This window comes from Pantoea sp. y20 (assembly GCF_054903455.1).
In genome coordinates, this window is sequence record NZ_CM142816.1 from 1,244,904 (window position 1) to 1,263,082 (window position 18,179).

Sequence of the window (18,179 nt, forward strand, 5' to 3'; positions counted from 1 at the left end):
AAACAGGCGACAGCGCTTTGTGCGCTATCGCTCAACGTTCGAGGTTTCAAGGCTGGAACAGTCCGACGCCGATGTCGTTCTCTTTGCGGGTACGCGCAATCACTGACGCCGGGCTTTCGGCCACACGGAGCGCCATTTGATCTTCGGTGCGCACCAGCACGCCGCGCAGGGAGCTGGCATAGACATCAACAATTTCGACATCAACAAACTTCCCGATCATTTCAACCGGTGCTTCGAAGTTCACCACGCGGTTATTATCGGTGCGGCCGGTCAGTTCCATCACATTTTTACGCGAAATGCCTTCCACCAGCACGCGCTGCGTGGTGCCCAGCATGCGGCGGCTCCACGCCATCACCTGCTGATTGATGCGGTCCTGCAGGATGAAAAGACGCTGCTTTTTCTCCTCTTCTGTCACATCGTCGGGCAGATCGGCGGCCGGCGTGCCTGGGCGCATGGAGTAGATAAAGCTGAAGCTGACATCGAAATTCACTTCACCGACCAGCTTCATGGTCTGCTCAAAATCCTGCTGCGTTTCGCCGGGGAAACCGATGATGAAATCAGAGCTCAGCTGGATATCCGGACGTGCGGCTTTCAGCTTGCGGATAATCGCTTTGTACTCGAGTGCGGTGTGCGCGCGCTTCATCAGCGTCAGGATGCGATCTGATCCGCTCTGAACCGGCAGATGCAGGAAGCTCGCCAGCTCGGGCGTATCGCGGTAAACCTCGATGATGTCATCGGTAAATTCAATAGGATGGCTGGTGGTGAAGCGAATACGGTCAATGCCGTCGATCGCCGCCACTAAGCGCAGCAACTCAGCAAAGGTGCAGATATCGCCATCAAAGGTGGCGCCGCGATAGGCGTTGACGTTCTGGCCCAGCAGGTTGACTTCACGTACGCCCTGAGCGGCAAGCTGGGCGATTTCCAGCAGAATATCGTCGCTCGGACGGCTAACTTCCTCACCGCGCGTGTAAGGCACCACGCAGAAAGTACAATATTTGTTGCAGCCTTCCATGATCGACACAAAGGCGGTTGGGCCATCGGCGCGCGGTTCTGGCAGGCGATCAAACTTCTCAATTTCAGGGAAGCTGATGTCAACAACCGGGCTTTTACTGCCGCGCACGGTGTTAATCATCTCCGGCAGACGATGCAAGGTCTGCGGGCCAAAGACGATATCGACGTAACTGGCGCGCTGGCGCAGACGTTCACCTTCTTGTGAGGCCACGCAGCCACCCACGCCGATGATCAGATCGGGATTGCTCGCTTTCAGCTTTTTCCAACGGCCTAACAGAGCAAAAACCTTCTCCTGCGCCTTTTCACGGATGGAGCAGGTGTTGAGCAGCAGAACGTCCGCCTCTTCAGCTTCCTCGGTAAGGGTGTAGCCGTGCGTACTGTTCAGCAGATCGGCCATCTTCGATGAATCGTATTCATTCATCTGACAGCCCCAGGTTTTGATGTGCAGTTTTTTGGTCATCGAACTAGCCATTGATTCAAGCGAAGTGCAGGGCGCGTATTGTAATGCTTCGACGCTGTTGTTACCAGGCTTCACGCATCTGCATCGCATCGCGCTGCTAATTTCCGGTACACTTTAGCTATCAACGTGATGCTGGAAGGTTTCACGGCAAAAAGAAGGATTAGAGTCGATGCAGGATTCACATTTTGATGTGGTGATCGTGGGCGGTGGCATGGTTGGTGCGGCGCTGGCGTGTGGCCTGGCGCAGCAGCAGTTTCGCGTAGCGGTCATTGAACGGGCGGAACCGGCAAGCTTTGATGCCGGCAGCGAGCCAGATGTGCGTATCTCCGCCATCGGTGCGTCGTCGGTTGCGCTGCTGCAGCAACTGGATGTCTGGCAGCGTGTGCAGGCGATGCGCTGTGCGCCCTATCGCCAGCTGGAAACCTGGGAGTGGCAAAACGCGCATGTGAAGTTTGATGCGGCCTCGCTTGGGTTGCCCGAGCTGGGCTTTATGGTGGAAAACAGCGTGCTGCAGCGTGCGCTGTGGGAAAAAATGCAGCAAGAGGGCATCACACTGATCTGCCCGGCGAGCTTGCAGGGTTTGCAGCCGCACAGCGCTGGCTGGCAGGTGCAACTCGATAACGGCCAAACGCTGGATGCGCGTTTAGTGGTCGGCGCAGATGGTGCTAACTCGCGTGTGCGTCAGTTAGCGGGTATTGGCGTGCGCGGCTGGAACTATGCGCAATCCTGCATGCTGATAAGCGTGGAGTGCGAGCAGGAGGCGGGCGATGCCACCTGGCAGCAGTTTACGCCGCAAGGGCCGCGCGCTTTCCTGCCGCTGTTTGATCGTCGTGCTTCGCTGGTGTGGTACGACGCGCCAGCACGAATTCGTCAGCTGCAAAGTTTGCCGCTCCCGCAACTGGAGAAAGAGATTTATGCTCACTTCCCGGCACGCGTTGGCCGTATTCAGGTCAAAACTGCGGCCTCTTTCCCGCTGGTGCGACGTCATGCAACACGTTATGTGATGCCGGGATTGGCGCTGGTGGGGGATGCGGCGCACACCATCAATCCGCTGGCCGGACAGGGCGTTAATTTGGGCTATAGGGATGTGGATGCGTTGATCACGACGCTGGTCGAGGCGCGCAACCAGGCGGAGCTCTGGTCATCGGATGCTGTGCTGCAGCGTTATCATCGTCAGCGTTACAAAGATAATTTACTGATGCAGGGCGGTATGGATCTGTTCTACTTCGCGTTTAGCAATAAACTGCCGCCGCTGCGTTTTGCGCGAAACCTGGCGCTGATTGCGGCGGAGAATGCCGGAGCCTTGAAACGCAAGGTGCTGCGTTACGCATTAGGTTTGTGATTGTAGGGAGCGCATTGACGCGCTCCTGGTTAAAAGTGTGCTCACCTCTTTGCCAAACGCAGAAAACAATAAAGCCCGCATAAGCGGGCTTTATTGTGCAATTTGGCTGGGGTGCAGGGATTCGAACCCCGGAATGCTGGTATCAGAAACCAGTGCCTTACCGCTTGGCGACACCCCAATAGGTGTTTGATCAAATTGTCTTTTTATGGCTGGGGTGCAGGGATTCGAACCCCGGAATGCTGGTATCAGAAACCAGAGCCTTACCGCTTGGCGACACCCCAATAATTTGGTGGCTACGACGGGATTTGAACCTGTGACCCCATCATTATGAGTGATGTGCTCTAACCAGCTGAGCTACGTAGCCTTTGTACTGCTTACTGCGTCCGACGATGGCTGGGATACCTGGATTCGAACCAGGGAATGCCGGTATCAAAAACCGGTGCCTTACCGCTTGGCGATATCCCATTCGTCGACTTTGTATCCACAACATAATCCGGATTGGCTGGGGTACCAGGATTCGAACCTGGGAATGCTGGTATCAAAAACCAGTGCCTTACCGCTTGGCGATACCCCATCCGGCTGCCGAAGACTGAAATGGTGCGGGAGGCGAGACTTGAACTCGCACACCTTGCGGCGCTAGAACCTAAATCTAGTGCGTCTACCAATTTCGCCACTCCCGCAAAAAGATGGTGGCTACGACGGGATTTGAACCTGTGACCCCATCATTATGAGTGATGTGCTCTAACCAGCTGAGCTACGTAGCCATCTTTTTCGCGTAACCTTCATCGGCGTTGCGGGGCGCATTATGCGTATTGAGTCTTGTAGCGTCAACAATTTTTTTGCCGTTTTTCGCCTTAAAACGCCTGTTTGTCTGGCTTGTAACCAGGCTGGTGATTTATTCGGCAAATTTCAAAGGTTGTACGATAGATTGCATAAAAAAGGGGCTCGAATGAGCCCCATATCTTGTTGAGTAAAAACCTTATTTATACGCGGACTGATGCACACCAACGGCGCGACCAGAAGGGTCATCCATGGATTTAAAGGCTTCATCCCACTCGATCGCTTTAGCCGAAGAACAGGCCACTGATGGACCGCCTGGCACACACTCTGCGGCGCTGGCGATCGGGAACAATTCCTCAAAGATTTCGCGATACAGATACGCTTCTTTCGAATTCGGCGTGTTGTACGGGAAGCGGAAGTGCGCAGTCGACAACTGTTGGTCGCTGATTTGCTTCGCCGCCACTTCTTTCAGCGTATCGATCCAGCTGTAGCCCACACCATCAGAGAACTGCTCTTTCTGACGCCACGCCACGCTCTCCGGCAGGTAAGAAGAGAAGCATTCGCGCAGGATATGTTTTTCCATCTTGCCGTTGCTGCCGCACAGTTTGTCTGCCGGGTTGATGCGCATCGCCACGTCGAGGAATTTCTTGTCGAGGAACGGCACACGCGCTTCCACGCCCCAGGCGGACATCGCTTTGTTGGCGCGAGCACAGTCAAACATGTGCAGAGCCAGCAGTTTACGCACGTTCTCTTCATGGAATTCTTTGGCGTTCGGCGCCTTATGGAAATAGAGGTAGCCGCCAAAGACTTCATCCGCACCTTCACCGGACAACACCATTTTGATGCCCATCGCTTTGATCTTACGCGACATTAAATACATCGGCGTAGAGGCGCGAATGGTGGTCACATCATAGGTTTCGATGTGGTAAATCACGTCACGGATCGCATCCAGGCCTTCCTGCACGGTGAAATGGATTTCGTGGTGCACGGTACCGAGGTGTTCTGCGACTGATTTCGCTGCTTTCAGGTCTGGAGAACCTTCCAGGCCAACCGCGAAGGAGTGCAGCTGCGGCCACCATGCATCGCTCTTATCCGCATCTTCAACACGTTTCGCAGCAAAGCGTTTGGTCACGGCAGAGATGATGGATGAGTCCAGGCCGCCAGACAGCAGAACGCCGTAAGGCACGTCAGACATCAGGTGACTTTTTACTGACTCTTCCAGCGCATGTTTCAGCTCGGCGGCATCCGTGGTGTTGTGCTCAACAGCGGAATATTCCATCCAGTCACGCTGCCAGTAACGACGGATTTCACCATCGGCGCTCGACATGTAGCTTCCCGGCGGGAACTCTTTGATGCTGCGGCACACCGGCACCAGCGCTTTCATCTCGGAAGCGACATACAGGTTGCCGTGCTCGTCGTTGCCCATATACAGCGGGATAATGCCGATATGGTCGCGACCAATCAGATATTGTTGCTTCACGCTGTCCCACAGAATGAAGGCGAACATGCCTTGCAGCTCGTCGAGGAAATCGACGCCTTTTTCCTGATACAGCGCGAGGATCACTTCACAGTCAGAACCGGTCTGGAAAGCGTAACGATCGCTCAACTCAGCACGCAGCGCCTGATGGTTGTAAATTTCGCCGTTAACAGCCAGTACGTGGGTGTGGTCAGCGTTATACAGCGGCTGTGCGCCGTTGTTAACGTCAACAATCGACAGACGCTCATGCACCAGAATGGCTTTATCATCCGCATAAACACCTGACCAATCCGGGCCGCGGTGACGCATCAGACGAGAAGATTCCAGCGCTTTCTTGCGCAGCTCAATAGGATCGCTTTTCAGATCCAGCACACCAAAAATTGAACACATAACTGACTCCTGATCTCACCTTGTGGCGAAGTTATTTCTACGTTTGTCCGGCAGCCTTGGCTGCGTGATGTATAAGAAAATGCGCTAAATGGCGGTGTTAGTGCAAGTAAAATTGCGATTCTTTGATAAAAAGAATGTTCATGGGCAATTAATATTGAATATTATTCAATTATTACGTGTTTATTTTAGATGTCATCTAATGAAACTGCATTATCGTTCGTTTTGTAGGCATGTGGCGAGCGGTAAAGAAAGGCATAACCACAGAAAAAACAAAAGCCCTGCATAAGCAGGGCCATAAGGAGAGGTAATGGTTGGGATCAGAACAGGTCGATATCGGCGACCGATGGATAAATCCAATCCGGGCGGAAAGGCATCGCATCAATATCACTCAGTGTGGAAACGCCAGAGAGCACCAGAATGGTTTCCAGACCCGCCTGGAAGCCTGCCAGAATGTCTGTCCGCAGGTTATCGCCGACAATGACCGTCTCTTCCGAATGCGCATGCATTTTGTTTAACGCCGCGCGCATGATGTACGGACTCGGTTTGCCGACGTAAAACGGTTTACGACCGGAGATGGTTTCGATACCGGCGCAGAGTGCTCCGCAGGCAGGAACAAAGCCGCGTGCATGTGTATCGGGATTAGTGGCGATAAAGCGGGCGCCATTTGCCACGAAGAAAGCGGCTTTATGCATCATTTCCCAGTTGAAGGAGCGGGTTTCGCCGACGATAACGAAATCTGGATTAACGTCGGTGATGGTGAAGCCAGCTTTATACAGCTCATGAATCAGCGCACCTTCGCCAATTACGTAGGCTTTTTTCCCTTCCTGACGGCGCAGGAAATCGGCGGTGGCCATCGCCGAGGTGTAAAACACCGAATCCGGTACGTCAATGCCGGCGTTGGCAAAGCGGTTCGCCAGATCCAGCGCGGTTTGCGAAGGATAGTTGGTCAACACCACCAACGGCATATCCTTCGCCAGAATGCGCTGCAGAAATTCGTTCGCGCCGGGAACGGCGGTATTGTCATGCATCAACACGCCGTCGATGTCACAGATTACGCTTTTAATCGTCATAGATTGCATCCGGTCGGGCCTGCTTGACAGCAGGCTGGTGATTACTCTTCCAGCAGATGTTGCAGCAAAATGCCATTCAGCATTGCGCGTTTTGCCAACGCAAAGGCGCCAATCGCCGAGCGATGATCGAGCTCGGAACGCACCACCGGCAGATTTTTACGGAAGGCAGGCAGCGTCTGCGTATTGATACACCCTTCAATGGCAGGAAACAGCACTTTATCGGCTTCAGTGATTTCACCGGCCAACACCACTTTTTGCGGATTGAACAGGTTGATGGCGATAGCAATCGCCTTGCCTAAATAGCGGCCGACATATTCAATCACTTCGCACGCCAGCGCGTCGCCATGATTAGCGGCGCGACAAATCTGCGGCATCAGGCAATCATTTAACGTTAGTGAACTGGGATACCCTTGATTCAGTAGATGACGTACGCGGTTTTCAATCGCGCCATTAGCCGCAATGGTTTCCAGACAGCCAAAGTTACCGCAGTGGCAGCGTTCACCCAGCGGATCAACCTGAATATGGCCAATCTCGCCCACGTTGCCGTTACTGCCGAGGAAAATGTGGCCGTTGGCGATGATTCCGGCACCGGTGCCGCGATGCAAACGCACCAGAATGGAGTCTGCGCAATCGCGACTTGCACCGAAGTAGTGCTCGGCCAGCGCCAGGCTACGGATGTCATGACCAACAAAGCTGGTGACGTTGAAGCGTTTTTTCAGGCTGGAAACCAGCGGCCAATGACTTACCGCGATGTGCGGCATGTAGCGAATGATGCCGTTAATGGGATCGACCAATCCGGGCAGAATCACCGAGATAGCAATCAGTTCATGAATCTTACGCTGATGCGCGGCCATAAAGGCGCTGATGGCATTGAACAGCGCGTTCTCCAGCGTTTCCTGCGTGCGCTCGGGCAGCGGATAATCTTCCTGCGCCAGCGATTTCCCGCTCAGATCAAACAGCGTCAAGGTCGCGTCATTACGCCCTAAGCGCACGCCGATAGTATGAAAATGACGGGTTTCAGTAATGATGGAGATCGCGCGACGCCCACCGGTGGAGGCTTGTTGCTCCACCTCTTTGATGAGGCCGCGCTCAATGAGCTGGCGGGTAATTTTGGTGACACTGGCGGGCGCAAGCTGACTGTGTTCGGCAATCTGAATGCGCGAAATTGGCCCCTGCTGATCGATTAGCCGATAAACGGCTGCACTATTGAGTTGTTTAACAAGATCAACATTTCCTATTTGAGACTGGCCGCCAGTGGTCATTCAATGCTTACTCGCTGAGGACGTTGTCTCCGTTGACGAACGTCTTAGTGATTTGATAATCGCGGGTAAAGACAGTCAGGTTGGCGACTTTTCCTGCTTCGACCGTGCCTAACTGCTTCTCCACACCCATCGCCTGCGCTGGATAGAGCGTCGCCATACGCAGCGCTTCATCAAGAGCGATACCGCAATGTTCAACGCTGTTCTGCACCGCTTCAATCATGGTCAAGGCAGAACCGCTGAGCGTACCGTTCTCGTCAACGCACAGGCCATCGCGATAGTATATTGTTTTGCCTGCAAAAATAAATTGATCAATCGATGCGCCCGCCGGTGCTGTGGCATCCGTCACTAACACCAGCTTGTCGCCTTTAATGCGTTTTGCATTGCGCACATTAGCGTAATGGACATGTAAACCATCCGCAATGATGCCGCAGTATACATCAGGCGAATCAAACAGCGCACCGATCAGACCTGGCTCACGTCCAGCGAAGGTTGGCATGGCATTGTAGAGATGCGTAGCAAAGCTGACGCCCGCGCTGAAGCCAATTTTTGCTTCTTCATAGGTCGCGTTGGAGTGACCCGCTGACACGATGATGCCGGCATCGCGCAGCTGACGAATCACCTCGCTGCCCGCATTTTCAGGTGCCAGCGTGACTTTAGTGATGACGTCGGCATTGGCGCAGAGGAAATCCACCAGCTCGGCATCCGGCAGGCGAATCAATTCAGGATTGTGTGTACCTTTTTTAGCTTTATTCAGCCACGGACCTTCCAGATGCAGGCCGATTGCCTGATTCTGATGCTTGGCCAGGTAAGCGCGCATGGTTTCGACTGCGCGTCTCATCAGCGCATCGGTGCTGGTAATCAGTGTTGGCAAATAGCTGGTGCAGCCTGATTTCTCGTTGGCGCGCTGCATGATCTCAAGCGTTTCAACGCTTAACGCATTGATGTCATCATTGAACTGCACGCCGCCACAGCCGTTAAGCTGCAAATCAATAAAACCAGGAGCGATAAACGCACCAGCCACATCCTGCTGTGCAATTGCCGCGTCCAGGGCATCACGCGGACACACGCGCTCAATCAGGCCATCTGCAATCACAACTGCATGATTGTCCAGAATTTCATGACCAGTAAAAATCCGGCCGTTCACTAATGCGTACATCGTTTCTCTCTCCCGGCTAAGCCTGCTGCCTGAAAGCAGCAGGTTTTGTTACAACGTGTTTTCACACACCTTTCATATTTTCCGCTTCCATTTCGCGGAAATATTTCACGGTTTTCACTTTCAGTTCCATGGTGGCTGGCTCGTCACATACCACGACAGATTTGGCATGCAGCTGCAGGCAGCTGATGGTCCACATGTGGTTGACGTTACCTTCAACCGCAGCCTGCAGCGCTTGCGCTTTCAGGTGGCCGGTAACCAGAATCATCACTTCTTCAGCATCCAGCAGCGTACCGACACCAACCGTCAGGGCGTATTTCGGCACCTGATCCACATCACCATTAAAGAAGCGTGAGTTTGCAATACGCGTATCGTGCGTCAGGGTTTTGATGCGGGTACGTGAGGAGAGGGAAGAAGCCGGTTCGTTAAAGGCGATGTGACCATCGTTGCCCACGCCGCCCATAAACAGGTTAATTTTGCCGTAAGCGCGGATCTTCTCTTCGTATTGGCGACATTCTGCGTCAATATCTTCGGCATTACCATTCAGAAGATTGATATTTTGCTGTTGAATATCAACATGATCGAAAAAGTTACGGTACATGAAACTGTGGTAACTTTCCGGATGCTCTTTTGGCAGGCCAACGTACTCATCCATGTTGAAGGTGACAACGTGCTTGAAACTAACCTGGCCCGCTTTGTGCATATCGATCAGGTGCTTGTAAGCTTCCAGCGGTGTTCCACCGGTTGGCAGACCCAGCACGAAGGGACGTTCTGCGCTAGGCTTAAACGCATTAATGCGGTTAACAATGTGGCGTGCAGCCCATTTACCCACTTGGGTCGGTGTGGCCAAAGGGATCAGTCTCATGTCTTCACCTCAATTAAGATTGGAAATGTGGAGTTGCCGTTTCTCTGACAGTTTTTGCCCTTAAGCGTAATGCGTTTAAGCGTAGCCACCAGGGATAAGTGCGACTCGATATTTTTTATCATAAAATAAGTTTGTGGTGCTGGCTAGCATTTCGCATTATCAAACCACCATTTTGGTGATTAAAGTCACAGTTGTAGTGGTTTTAATTTGCGAGGCGAATTAATTTATCTTTACACTGCGCCTCGTGGTGAAAAGTGTCTTCAAGGTACCGGGCGACGGGATAATAAAATCAACCTGCGCCACGGCAAAACGCCAGTCTCATAGGGGGAGAATAAGGTGAGTATTTTAGGATATCTGCAAAAGGTCGGCCGCGCGCTTATGGTGCCGGTAGCGACTTTGCCGGCAGCGGCAATCTTGATGGGCGTTGGATACTGGATCGATCCAGATAGCTGGGGCGCAGGCAATGCGCTGGCAGCACTGTTGATCAAATCGGGTTCGGCAATCATCGACAATATGCCAGTGCTGTTTGCCATTGGTGTGGCATACGGTATGTCAAAAGATAAAGACGGCGCTGCAGCGTTAACCGGTTTTGTCGGCTTTCTTGTTGTGACCACACTCTGTTCTCCGGCAGCGGTGGCAATGATTCAGAAGATGCCGGTGGAGCAAGTTCCCGCTGCCTTCGGTAAAATTAATAACCAGTTTGTTGGCATTCTTGTCGGGATTCTTTCTGCTGAAGTCTATAACCGCTTTAGTCATGTTGAACTGCCAAAAGCGTTGTCCTTCTTTAGCGGTCGCCGTCTGGTGCCGATCCTTGTATCGTTCCTGATGATCCTGGTTGCGTTCATTCTGATGTATATCTGGCCGATCATTTTCGGTGGACTGGTAAGTTTTGGTGAGCATATTCAGAAGCTGGGTTCCGTCGGTGCGGGCATCTACGCTTTCTTTAACCGTCTGCTGATTCCTGTTGGCTTACACCACGCATTGAACTCGGTATTCTGGTTCGATGTTGCCGGTATCAACGATATTCCTAAATTCCTTGGCGGCGCGCAGTCTATCGCTGAAGGTACAGGTATCCCTGGCATCACCGGTCGTTATCAGGCGGGCTTCTTCCCAATCATGATGTTTGGTCTTCCAGGTGCAGCGCTGGCAATTTACCACTGCGCACGCCCGGAAAACCGCGCTAAAGTCGGCGGCATTATGCTGGCGGCGGCCTTTGCCGCCTTCTTTACGGGTATCACTGAACCGCTGGAATTCTCCTTCATGTTCGTGGCGCCGGTGCTGTATGTGATTCACGCGGCACTGACCGGTCTTTCAGTTTTCATCGCCGCGAGCATGCAGTGGATTGCCGGTTTCGGCTTCAGTGCGGGTCTGGTGGATATGGTGCTGTCAACGCGCAACCCGCTGGCGGTGCACTGGTGGATGCTGATCCCACAAGGTCTGGTGTTCTTCGTTATCTACTACGTGGTATTCCGCTTCACCATCCAGAAATTCAACCTGATGACGCCGGGCCGCGAACTCTCTGCGGGCGATGAAACCGATGGTTATGACGTCAATGTCGATAACAGCGGCAACGGTGAAAGCCAAACTGAATCTCTGGCGCGTCGTTATATTGCGGCGGTAGGTGGCTCAGAAAACCTGACCAACATCGATGCCTGTATCACACGTCTACGTCTGAACGTTAAAGATTCCGCGCAGGTTAATGAAGGTGTCGCTAAACGTCTCGGTGCTTCAGGTGTGATTCGTCTGAACAAGCAGAGCGTACAGGTTATTGTCGGTACGCAGGCGGAAAGCATTGCAACAGCAATGAAAACCGTACTGAGCAAAGGTCCAGTTGCGGCATCTGCCGCGGCGTCAACGGCTGCTCCTGTTGCTGCTGTAAAACCGCAGGCGGTGCTGAACAGCGAAAAAGCCGTGATTGCTACGCTGCTGGCGCCAGTAACCGGTGACATCGTTGCGCTGGAAAATGTGCCTGACGAAGCATTCGCCAGCAAGGCAGTCGGTGATGGTCTGGCCATCAAGCCAACCGGCAAAACCGTGGTTGCGCCAACCGCCGGAACCGTGGTGAAGATCTTCAATACCAACCATGCGTTCTGCCTTGAGGCGGAAAACGGCGTCGAGATCGTGGTACATATGGGGCTGGATACAGTAGCGCTGGAAGGTAAAGGCTTCACGCGTCTGGTTGAAGAGGGCGCAACGGTCACTGCAGGTCAGCCAATCCTGGAAATGGATCTGGACTTCCTCAATGCCAACGCCCGCTCGATGATCAGTCCGGTTGTGGTCAGCAATAGCGATGATTTCGCTGGTCTGAATTTACTGGCAACCGGTTCAGTGGTTGCAGGCCAAACCCCGCTGTACGAGGTTAAAGGCTAAGTCCTTGTGATTGAGCCAGAAGGCAGGAAGCGATTCCTGCCTTTTTTGTTTTAAAACGACCAACAAACGGTTGTTTCCCTCCTGCGCTTTGTGGATCATACTCCGTTACTTCGTGGTACAAATCACCCGTTATAGTTTTTGAGGATTTTGAGATGAGTGAGGCTGAAGCCCGCCCAACGAACTTTATTCGTCAGATCATCGACGAAGATTTGGCGAGCGGTAAGCACAACAGTGTGCATACCCGTTTCCCGCCTGAGCCCAATGGTTATCTGCATATTGGCCATGCGAAATCTATCTGCCTGAACTTTGGTATCGCGCGAGACTATCAAGGTCAGTGCAATCTGCGTTTCGACGACACTAACCCAGTTAAAGAAGATCTGGAGTTTGTCGAATCCATTAAGCGTGACGTGCAATGGCTGGGCTTTGAGTGGAGCGGCAACATTCGTTACTCCTCAGACTACTTCGACCAACTGTTCAACTATGCGGTTGAGCTGATCAACAAAGGTCTGGCTTACGTTGATGAACTGTCGGCGGATGAGATCCGTGAGTATCGCGGTTCACTGACGGCGCCGGGTAAAAACAGCCCATATCGCGATCGCAGCGTGGAAGAAAACCTGGCGCTGTTCGAGAAGATGCGCGATGGCGGTTTCGAAGAGGGCAAAGCCTGTTTGCGTGCCAAAATCGACATGGCGTCCAGCTTTATCGTGATGCGCGATCCGGTGCTGTACCGCATTAAGTTTGCCGATCACCATCAGACCGGCAGCAAGTGGTGCATCTACCCGATGTACGACTTCACTCATTGCATTTCGGATGCGATCGAAGGCATTACGCACTCTCTCTGCACGTTGGAGTTCCAGGATAACCGTCGTCTGTACGATTGGGTGCTGGATAACATCACCATTCCGGTTCATCCGCGTCAGTACGAGTTCTCACGCCTAAATCTGGAATATGCGGTGATGTCGAAGCGTAAACTGACTCAGCTGGTGAGCGAGAAGGTGGTAGAAGGCTGGGACGATCCGCGCATGCTAACCGTTTCGGGTCTACGTCGTCGTGGTTATAGCGCCGCTTCTATCCGTGAGTTCTGCCGCCGTATTGGTGTGACCAAACAGGACAATATCGTGGAGATGGCTTCACTGGAATCGTGCATTCGTGACGATCTCAATGAAAACGCACCGCGTGCGATGGCGGTAATGGATCCGTTGAAAGTGGTGATCGAGAACCTGCCTGCAGGTCACGATGAGATCATCACTATGCCGAATCATCCGAACAAACCGGAGATGGGCACGCGTGAAGTGCCATTCAGCCGTGAAGTGTGGATCGATCGCGCTGACTTCCGTGAAGAAGCCAACAAGCAGTATAAGCGTTTGGTGCTGGGTAAAGAAGTGCGTCTGCGTAATGCTTACGTGATCCGTGCCGAACGTGTGGCGAAGGATGCTGAAGGCAATATTACCTGCATCTATTGTACTTGCGACGTTGATACGCTGAGCAAAGATCCGGCCGATGGCCGTAAAGTGAAAGGTGTTATCCATTGGGTTTCTGCAATCCACGCGCTGCCAGCGGAATTCCGCCTGTACGATCGTCTGTTCAGTGTGCCAAATCCGGGCGCGGCTGAGGATTTCCTCACCACCATCAACCCAAACTCACTGGAAATCAAACAGGGCTTCGTTGAGCCTGGTTTACGTGCTGCCGATTCGATGGCACCGTACCAGTTCGAACGTGAAGGCTATTTCTGTGCTGATAGCGTCTATTCACAGCCCTCCAGGCTGGTGTTTAACCGCACCGTAGGTTTGCGTGATACCTGGGCAAAAATCGGCGATTAATAGTTTTAGTCGCGAGCACGATAAGATCATGAAAGGGCGAGCAATCGCCCTTTTTTATTATCTCAATTTGGCCAGATACGACCTTTTATGCTGCACGCCTCAATTCGCCTTTAATTCCCTATTTGCGACTATTCTGACTTTAGAAAAATTAACCCATTTGGCAGTGTGAAAAACTTTTTTTCAGGTAGGCTATGCGCTCTCAGACGGTGCTCTGCGGCTTATCTAAGGAAAAAAAATGACAACTCTCGCCCAGGAAGCCAGGCATAGCGTGGTGGTTTTACATCAGCTTATTGAACGTATTTTCAATCAGGCGGAAGGCAGTGACGACAGCATTGATCTGTTTTTATCGCACTTTCATCCCGAGTTCAAAATGGTCACGCCGCAAGGCAAACGATTGGACCTCAATGAAATGGAAGTGCTGTTTCGCCAGTTACAGGGGCAGCGTGAAGGCATGCGCATTGCCACCAGTGAGCACGCCATCATCTCGCAGCAAAGCGAGGAAGTGACGATTCAGTATCGTGAATTACAGATGATGAACGGCATCAATCAGAGCCGCATTTCACTGGCGGTATTGGATTGCAGCACCGCCATTCCGCGCTGGCGCTACCTGCAGGAAACGCTTGTCGCCTGATTACAGGCATAAAAAAACCGGCTCAAGCGCCGGTTTTTTTTATACTGCATAGCACACTCAATTACTTATCGTGGAGCGTATCGTCTTCGCGGCAGTCTCCCAAAGCACAATGACCGTACAGGTACAGGCTGTGGTTGCTGAGCTTAATGCCGTGGCGAGTGGCAATTTCACGCTGACGCGTTTCGATTGATTCATCGCTGAATTCTATAACTTTGCCACAATCCAGGCAGATCAAGTGATCGTGGTGATGCTGCTGAGTCAGTTCGAAGACAGATTTGCCGCCTTCAAAGTTGTGACGGGTTACGATGCCCGCGTCGTCAAACTGGTTAAGAACGCGATACACCGTTGCCAGACCAATCTCTTCGCCCATATCAATCAGGCGCTTATACAAATCTTCCGCACTGACGTGATGGGACTCTGGGCCGGGTCCCTGAAGCACTTCCAGAATTTTCAGTCTGGGTAGCGTGACTTTCAGGCCAGCCTTCTTCAATGCGGAGTTGTTGTCAGTCATGCGGATATTGTCCTGTTACTTTGCTAGTCACTTGCGGCGCAGGGGCCTTGAATGTTTAGGTCAACGCGCATTCTCATTTGCGTCTCATTATAGAACTCAAGCAGTGAAATGAAAACCAAGGCAACGTCCTTAATCACCAAAGTTTGTAAGGATATCGTCACTAACGTCTTCAAGACGCTTGGGTTTTGGATTCCATTTCACTCAGCCTCATTCTACTGCCAGAGGAATAAGCGGATGACCATTGCGGGTATTCTACAGATTTGCGGGGAAAAGTTAAAAAACCGTAGCTATTATTTTTATAGGAAATTCCGTTACCCGATGTGAGGCAGTGCGCACATCGGGCAGAGCAGGGAATTAAGCTTCAATAATCTCTTTCAGCTGCAGCTCATCAAAGATCTGCTTCACCCACTTCTCAACGCGTTCGTTGGTCAATTCCGGCTGACGGTCTTCGTCAATGGCCAAACCAAGGAAGTTTTTGTCATCGGCCAGGCCTTTAGAGGCTTCGAAGTGATAGCCTTCGGTTGGCCAGTGACCGACGATCACCGCACCATTCGGCTCAATGATGTCACGGATAGTGCCCATCGCATCACAGAAGTACTCGGCGTAATCTTCCTGATCGCCACAACCAAACAGCGCTACCAGCTTACCATTGAAATCAATCTCTTCCAGCGTCGGGAAGAAATCGTCCCAGTCACACTGCGCTTCGCCGTAATACCAGGTTGGGATACCCAGCAGCAGGATGTCGAACGCTTCGAGATCTTCTTTGGTGCTCTTAGCAATGTCATGCACTTCGGCGACATCTTTACCCAGTTGTTTCTGGATCATCTTTGCAATGTTTTCAGTGTTGCCGGTATCGCTGCCGAAGAAAATGCCTACGATTGCCATGGGTTAGGTAACCTCTTAAATCCTGATTGTGAAAGTAAGTCAGTTGACTGCACAGTTATGCGAATAATAGCAGACCGGTAAAAAGTGCGGAACGTATAAAACCGTGACTTTGTGTTCCAGCGTGCGGTCTTCGCGCGTTACGACAGTTTGAGCTGTGCCAGCAGCATTTGTTCAATCAATTCGCTGCGACTGATGTTTTGCTGATCGGCTAGCGTGCTGAGGGCGTCAACCGCCTCGCTCGACATCTTCAGCTCAACACGACGCAGCCCACGCACTTTATCGCGCTTGAGCTGATTGCGTTTGTTGATGCGTAACTGTTCATCACGCGTCAGCGGGCTGGTTTTCGGGCGACCAGGACGCCGCTCGTCTGCGAAGAGATCAAGCGTAGTGCGGTCTGTCTGTTCTTTTGCCATGGTTTGTAAAACTGAGTGGGCGCGAACGGCGGAAAGGCGCTGCGCGATTAAAACATTATCGGCCCGACCACGGCGAAAAAATATCCGTGGCAAATTTTTAGCGCGACATCATACTCCAGCGCCTTCCCTGACGCCAACCCTAAAGCGCAAGCGGCAAGCTTTTGCTTTTACAGGTTAAAAAAACGCCGAACGGCGCGTAACACCGCATCGGGTTTCTCGGCGTGCACCCAGTGTCCAGCACCGCTGATCACATGTGCATGTGCCTGCGGGAACTGACGCAGCAGCGCATCGCGATGCTGATTATCCAGATAAGGCGAGTCGCCGCCGCGGATAAACAGCGCCGGATGCGGCCACGCAGGAATCTCTTCCCAGCCGGAAATAATGCTGTAATTATCCCACAGCACCTGCACATTAAAGCGCCATTCGCCCTCTGCGAAAGATTTGAGGATGAACTGGATCACGCCTTCTTCATCAATATGCTGACGCATTACTTCAGCGGCTTCGCTGCGGCGCGTGACGCCCGCGGCGCTCACGGCCCGAATAGCGGCAAAAATTTCGTCATGGCGGCGCGTTTGGTAATCAACGGGCGCGATATCGATCATCACCATTTTATCGATACGTTCCGGCGCGATGGCACTCAGTGCCATGGCGATTTTGCCGCCCATTGAGTGGCCAATCACACCCGCGCGATCGATATGGTGCGCATCCAGCGTTTCGACAATGTCCTGCGCCATCACGTGATAATTCATCTCATCACTACGCGCCGACAAGCCGTGATTGCGCACGTCAACTTGCAGCGTCGGACGTGCATCACGCACCCCACGCGCCAGCACGCCAAGGTTATCAAGGCTGCCAAAAAGACCATGGATCAACAGAATCGGCGTGGCATTGGGGGCAGATTGTTCAGTTTGCAGACGGGCGTTCAAAATCATGGCTAAAGTTCTTACGGTTGTGACCTTGGCTTAGGTTATCATGGATTCACCTGTCCAGCAGTCAGGCCGGTGGGCATTAGGGCATATTCCGACTTTTGCCCGTAAACGTTGCCAACGCTATCGGCTGCCACGGATTTAACTTTATAATCCTTATGTTAGAACCCGCTCACGTTTTGCACGACTGGATTTTGCTAAGGACGTTGCAAGAATGCGTGGTTCTGTCATTTGCCAGAATCGTACGGAAAAAGATGAAAACGATTGAAGTTGACGAAGAACTCTACCGTTATATTGCCAGCCACACGCAGCACATTGGTGAAAGCGCCTCAGATATTTTGCGCCGCATGTTGAAGTTCACCGCTGGACAGAGCGCACCCGCTGCGCCCGCCGCTGGTGCATCAATCAAAGAAGCGCAACCTGCCAGCCGTGAAGCGCGTCCTCAGGATCGCGTCCGGGCGGTACGTGAGCTGCTACTTTCCGATGAATATGCCGAGCAGAATAAGGCGGTTAACCGCTTCATGTTGGTACTGTCAACGCTCTATCGTCTTGATCCGGCTGCGTTTGCTGAAGCTACTGCCTCGCTGCAGGGCCGTACCCGCGTCTACTTTGCGGGCGACGAGCACACGCTGCTGCAAAATGGCACCCATACCAAGCCGAAGCACGTTCCCGGCACACCGTACTGGGTGATCACGAACACCAATACAGGTCGCAAATGCAGCATGGTGGAACACATCATGCTGGCTATGCAGTTCCCACAGGAACTGACAGAGAAAGTTCGCGGCACCATTTAACTGAAGCGTCAGGGAGAAG

General features: G+C 52.6%; 15 protein-coding genes and 7 tRNA genes. 5 read left to right on the top strand and 17 right to left on the bottom strand.

The window, feature by feature from the left end; genetic code table 11:
- Positions 1 to 46: 46 nt before the first annotated feature.
- Entirely contained in the window at positions 47 to 1,471 is a 1,425-nt protein-coding gene (gene miaB, locus ACYAC5_RS05720) for a tRNA (N6-isopentenyl adenosine(37)-C2)-methylthiotransferase MiaB (protein ID WP_101763242.1), read from the bottom strand.
- A 169-nt stretch (positions 1,472 to 1,640) separates the two neighbouring features.
- Between miaB and ubiF the strand changes: the two genes are divergently transcribed.
- Positions 1,641 to 2,813 carry a 3-demethoxyubiquinol 3-hydroxylase gene (gene ubiF / locus ACYAC5_RS05725; protein ID WP_192414172.1) on the top strand — a complete coding sequence of 391 codons (1,173 nt, stop codon included), beginning with the start codon at positions 1,641 to 1,643 and terminating at the stop codon, positions 2,811 to 2,813.
- A 103-nt stretch (positions 2,814 to 2,916) separates the two neighbouring features.
- Here the strand turns inward: ubiF and ACYAC5_RS05730 are convergent.
- The 12 genes from ACYAC5_RS05730 to nagB all read right to left on the bottom strand — a co-directional run bounded on the left by ACYAC5_RS05730 (position 2,917) and on the right by nagB (position 9,810).
- Positions 2,917 to 2,991, bottom strand: a tRNA-Gln gene (locus tag ACYAC5_RS05730).
- 28 nt (positions 2,992 to 3,019) lie between these two features.
- A tRNA-Gln gene (locus ACYAC5_RS05735) sits at positions 3,020 to 3,094 on the bottom strand.
- Between the two features lie 6 nt (positions 3,095 to 3,100).
- Positions 3,101 to 3,177, bottom strand: a tRNA-Met gene (locus ACYAC5_RS05740).
- Between the two features lie 26 nt (positions 3,178 to 3,203).
- Positions 3,204 to 3,278 (bottom strand) — tRNA-Gln (locus ACYAC5_RS05745).
- Between the two features lie 34 nt (positions 3,279 to 3,312).
- Positions 3,313 to 3,387 (bottom strand) — tRNA-Gln (locus ACYAC5_RS05750).
- A gap of 21 nt (positions 3,388 to 3,408) precedes the next feature.
- Positions 3,409 to 3,493 (bottom strand) — tRNA-Leu (locus ACYAC5_RS05755).
- Positions 3,494 to 3,500: 7 nt separating this feature from the next.
- Positions 3,501 to 3,577, bottom strand: a tRNA-Met gene (locus ACYAC5_RS05760).
- Positions 3,578 to 3,792: 215 nt separating this feature from the next.
- Complete coding sequence (gene asnB / locus ACYAC5_RS05765; protein ID WP_277974647.1) at positions 3,793 to 5,460, bottom strand: asparagine synthase B; 1,668 nt, start codon at positions 5,458 to 5,460, stop codon at positions 3,793 to 3,795.
- 317 nt (positions 5,461 to 5,777) lie between these two features.
- Positions 5,778 to 6,530: an HAD-IIA family hydrolase gene (locus tag ACYAC5_RS05770; protein ID WP_036649098.1), complete on the bottom strand. Its 753-nt coding sequence runs from the start codon at positions 6,528 to 6,530 to the stop codon at positions 5,778 to 5,780.
- Positions 6,531 to 6,571: 41 nt separating this feature from the next.
- Positions 6,572 to 7,792: a DNA-binding transcriptional regulator NagC gene (gene nagC / locus ACYAC5_RS05775; protein ID WP_137385370.1), complete on the bottom strand. Its 1,221-nt coding sequence runs from the start codon at positions 7,790 to 7,792 to the stop codon at positions 6,572 to 6,574.
- Between the two features lie 7 nt (positions 7,793 to 7,799).
- Entirely contained in the window at positions 7,800 to 8,948 is a 1,149-nt protein-coding gene (nagA, locus tag ACYAC5_RS05780; RefSeq protein WP_137385371.1) for an N-acetylglucosamine-6-phosphate deacetylase, read from the bottom strand.
- 61 nt (positions 8,949 to 9,009) lie between these two features.
- Positions 9,010 to 9,810, bottom strand: coding sequence for a glucosamine-6-phosphate deaminase (gene nagB / locus ACYAC5_RS05785; protein WP_110865725.1), 801 nt, complete (start codon positions 9,808 to 9,810; stop codon positions 9,010 to 9,012).
- Between the two features lie 342 nt (positions 9,811 to 10,152).
- Between nagB and nagE the strand changes: the two genes are divergently transcribed.
- From nagE to ACYAC5_RS05800, 3 genes are all read left to right on the top strand, one after another.
- On the top strand, positions 10,153 to 12,180 hold the full coding sequence (gene nagE, locus ACYAC5_RS05790; protein WP_462062952.1) for an N-acetylglucosamine-specific PTS transporter subunit IIBC: 2,028 nt from the start codon (positions 10,153 to 10,155) through the stop codon (positions 12,178 to 12,180).
- A 152-nt stretch (positions 12,181 to 12,332) separates the two neighbouring features.
- Positions 12,333 to 14,000, top strand: coding sequence for a glutamine--tRNA ligase (glnS, locus tag ACYAC5_RS05795; protein WP_192414176.1), 1,668 nt, complete (start codon positions 12,333 to 12,335; stop codon positions 13,998 to 14,000).
- A 235-nt stretch (positions 14,001 to 14,235) separates the two neighbouring features.
- Complete coding sequence (locus tag ACYAC5_RS05800; RefSeq protein WP_101763235.1) at positions 14,236 to 14,631, top strand: hypothetical protein; 396 nt, start codon at positions 14,236 to 14,238, stop codon at positions 14,629 to 14,631.
- Between the two features lie 61 nt (positions 14,632 to 14,692).
- Here ACYAC5_RS05800 and fur read toward each other — a convergent pair whose 3' ends face one another.
- The 4 genes from fur to ybfF all read right to left on the bottom strand — a co-directional run bounded on the left by fur (position 14,693) and on the right by ybfF (position 17,372).
- Positions 14,693 to 15,142: a ferric iron uptake transcriptional regulator gene (fur, locus tag ACYAC5_RS05805; protein ID WP_007890672.1), complete on the bottom strand. Its 450-nt coding sequence runs from the start codon at positions 15,140 to 15,142 to the stop codon at positions 14,693 to 14,695.
- Between the two features lie 354 nt (positions 15,143 to 15,496).
- Positions 15,497 to 16,027 (bottom strand): flavodoxin FldA, encoded by a 531-nt coding sequence (gene fldA / locus ACYAC5_RS05810; RefSeq protein WP_110865727.1) that lies wholly within the window; start codon positions 16,025 to 16,027, stop codon positions 15,497 to 15,499.
- 137 nt (positions 16,028 to 16,164) lie between these two features.
- Positions 16,165 to 16,440 carry a LexA regulated protein gene (gene ybfE, locus ACYAC5_RS05815; protein WP_007890670.1) on the bottom strand — a complete coding sequence of 92 codons (276 nt, stop codon included), beginning with the start codon at positions 16,438 to 16,440 and terminating at the stop codon, positions 16,165 to 16,167.
- 167 nt (positions 16,441 to 16,607) lie between these two features.
- Positions 16,608 to 17,372, bottom strand: a complete 765-nt coding sequence (ybfF, locus tag ACYAC5_RS05820; protein ID WP_192414178.1) for an esterase — start codon at positions 17,370 to 17,372, stop codon at positions 16,608 to 16,610.
- A 248-nt stretch (positions 17,373 to 17,620) separates the two neighbouring features.
- On the opposite strand from ybfF, the gene seqA reads away from it, so the two are divergent.
- Complete coding sequence (gene seqA, locus ACYAC5_RS05825; protein WP_101763231.1) at positions 17,621 to 18,160, top strand: replication initiation negative regulator SeqA; 540 nt, start codon at positions 17,621 to 17,623, stop codon at positions 18,158 to 18,160.
- The last annotated feature ends 19 nt before the right edge of the window (positions 18,161 to 18,179 follow it).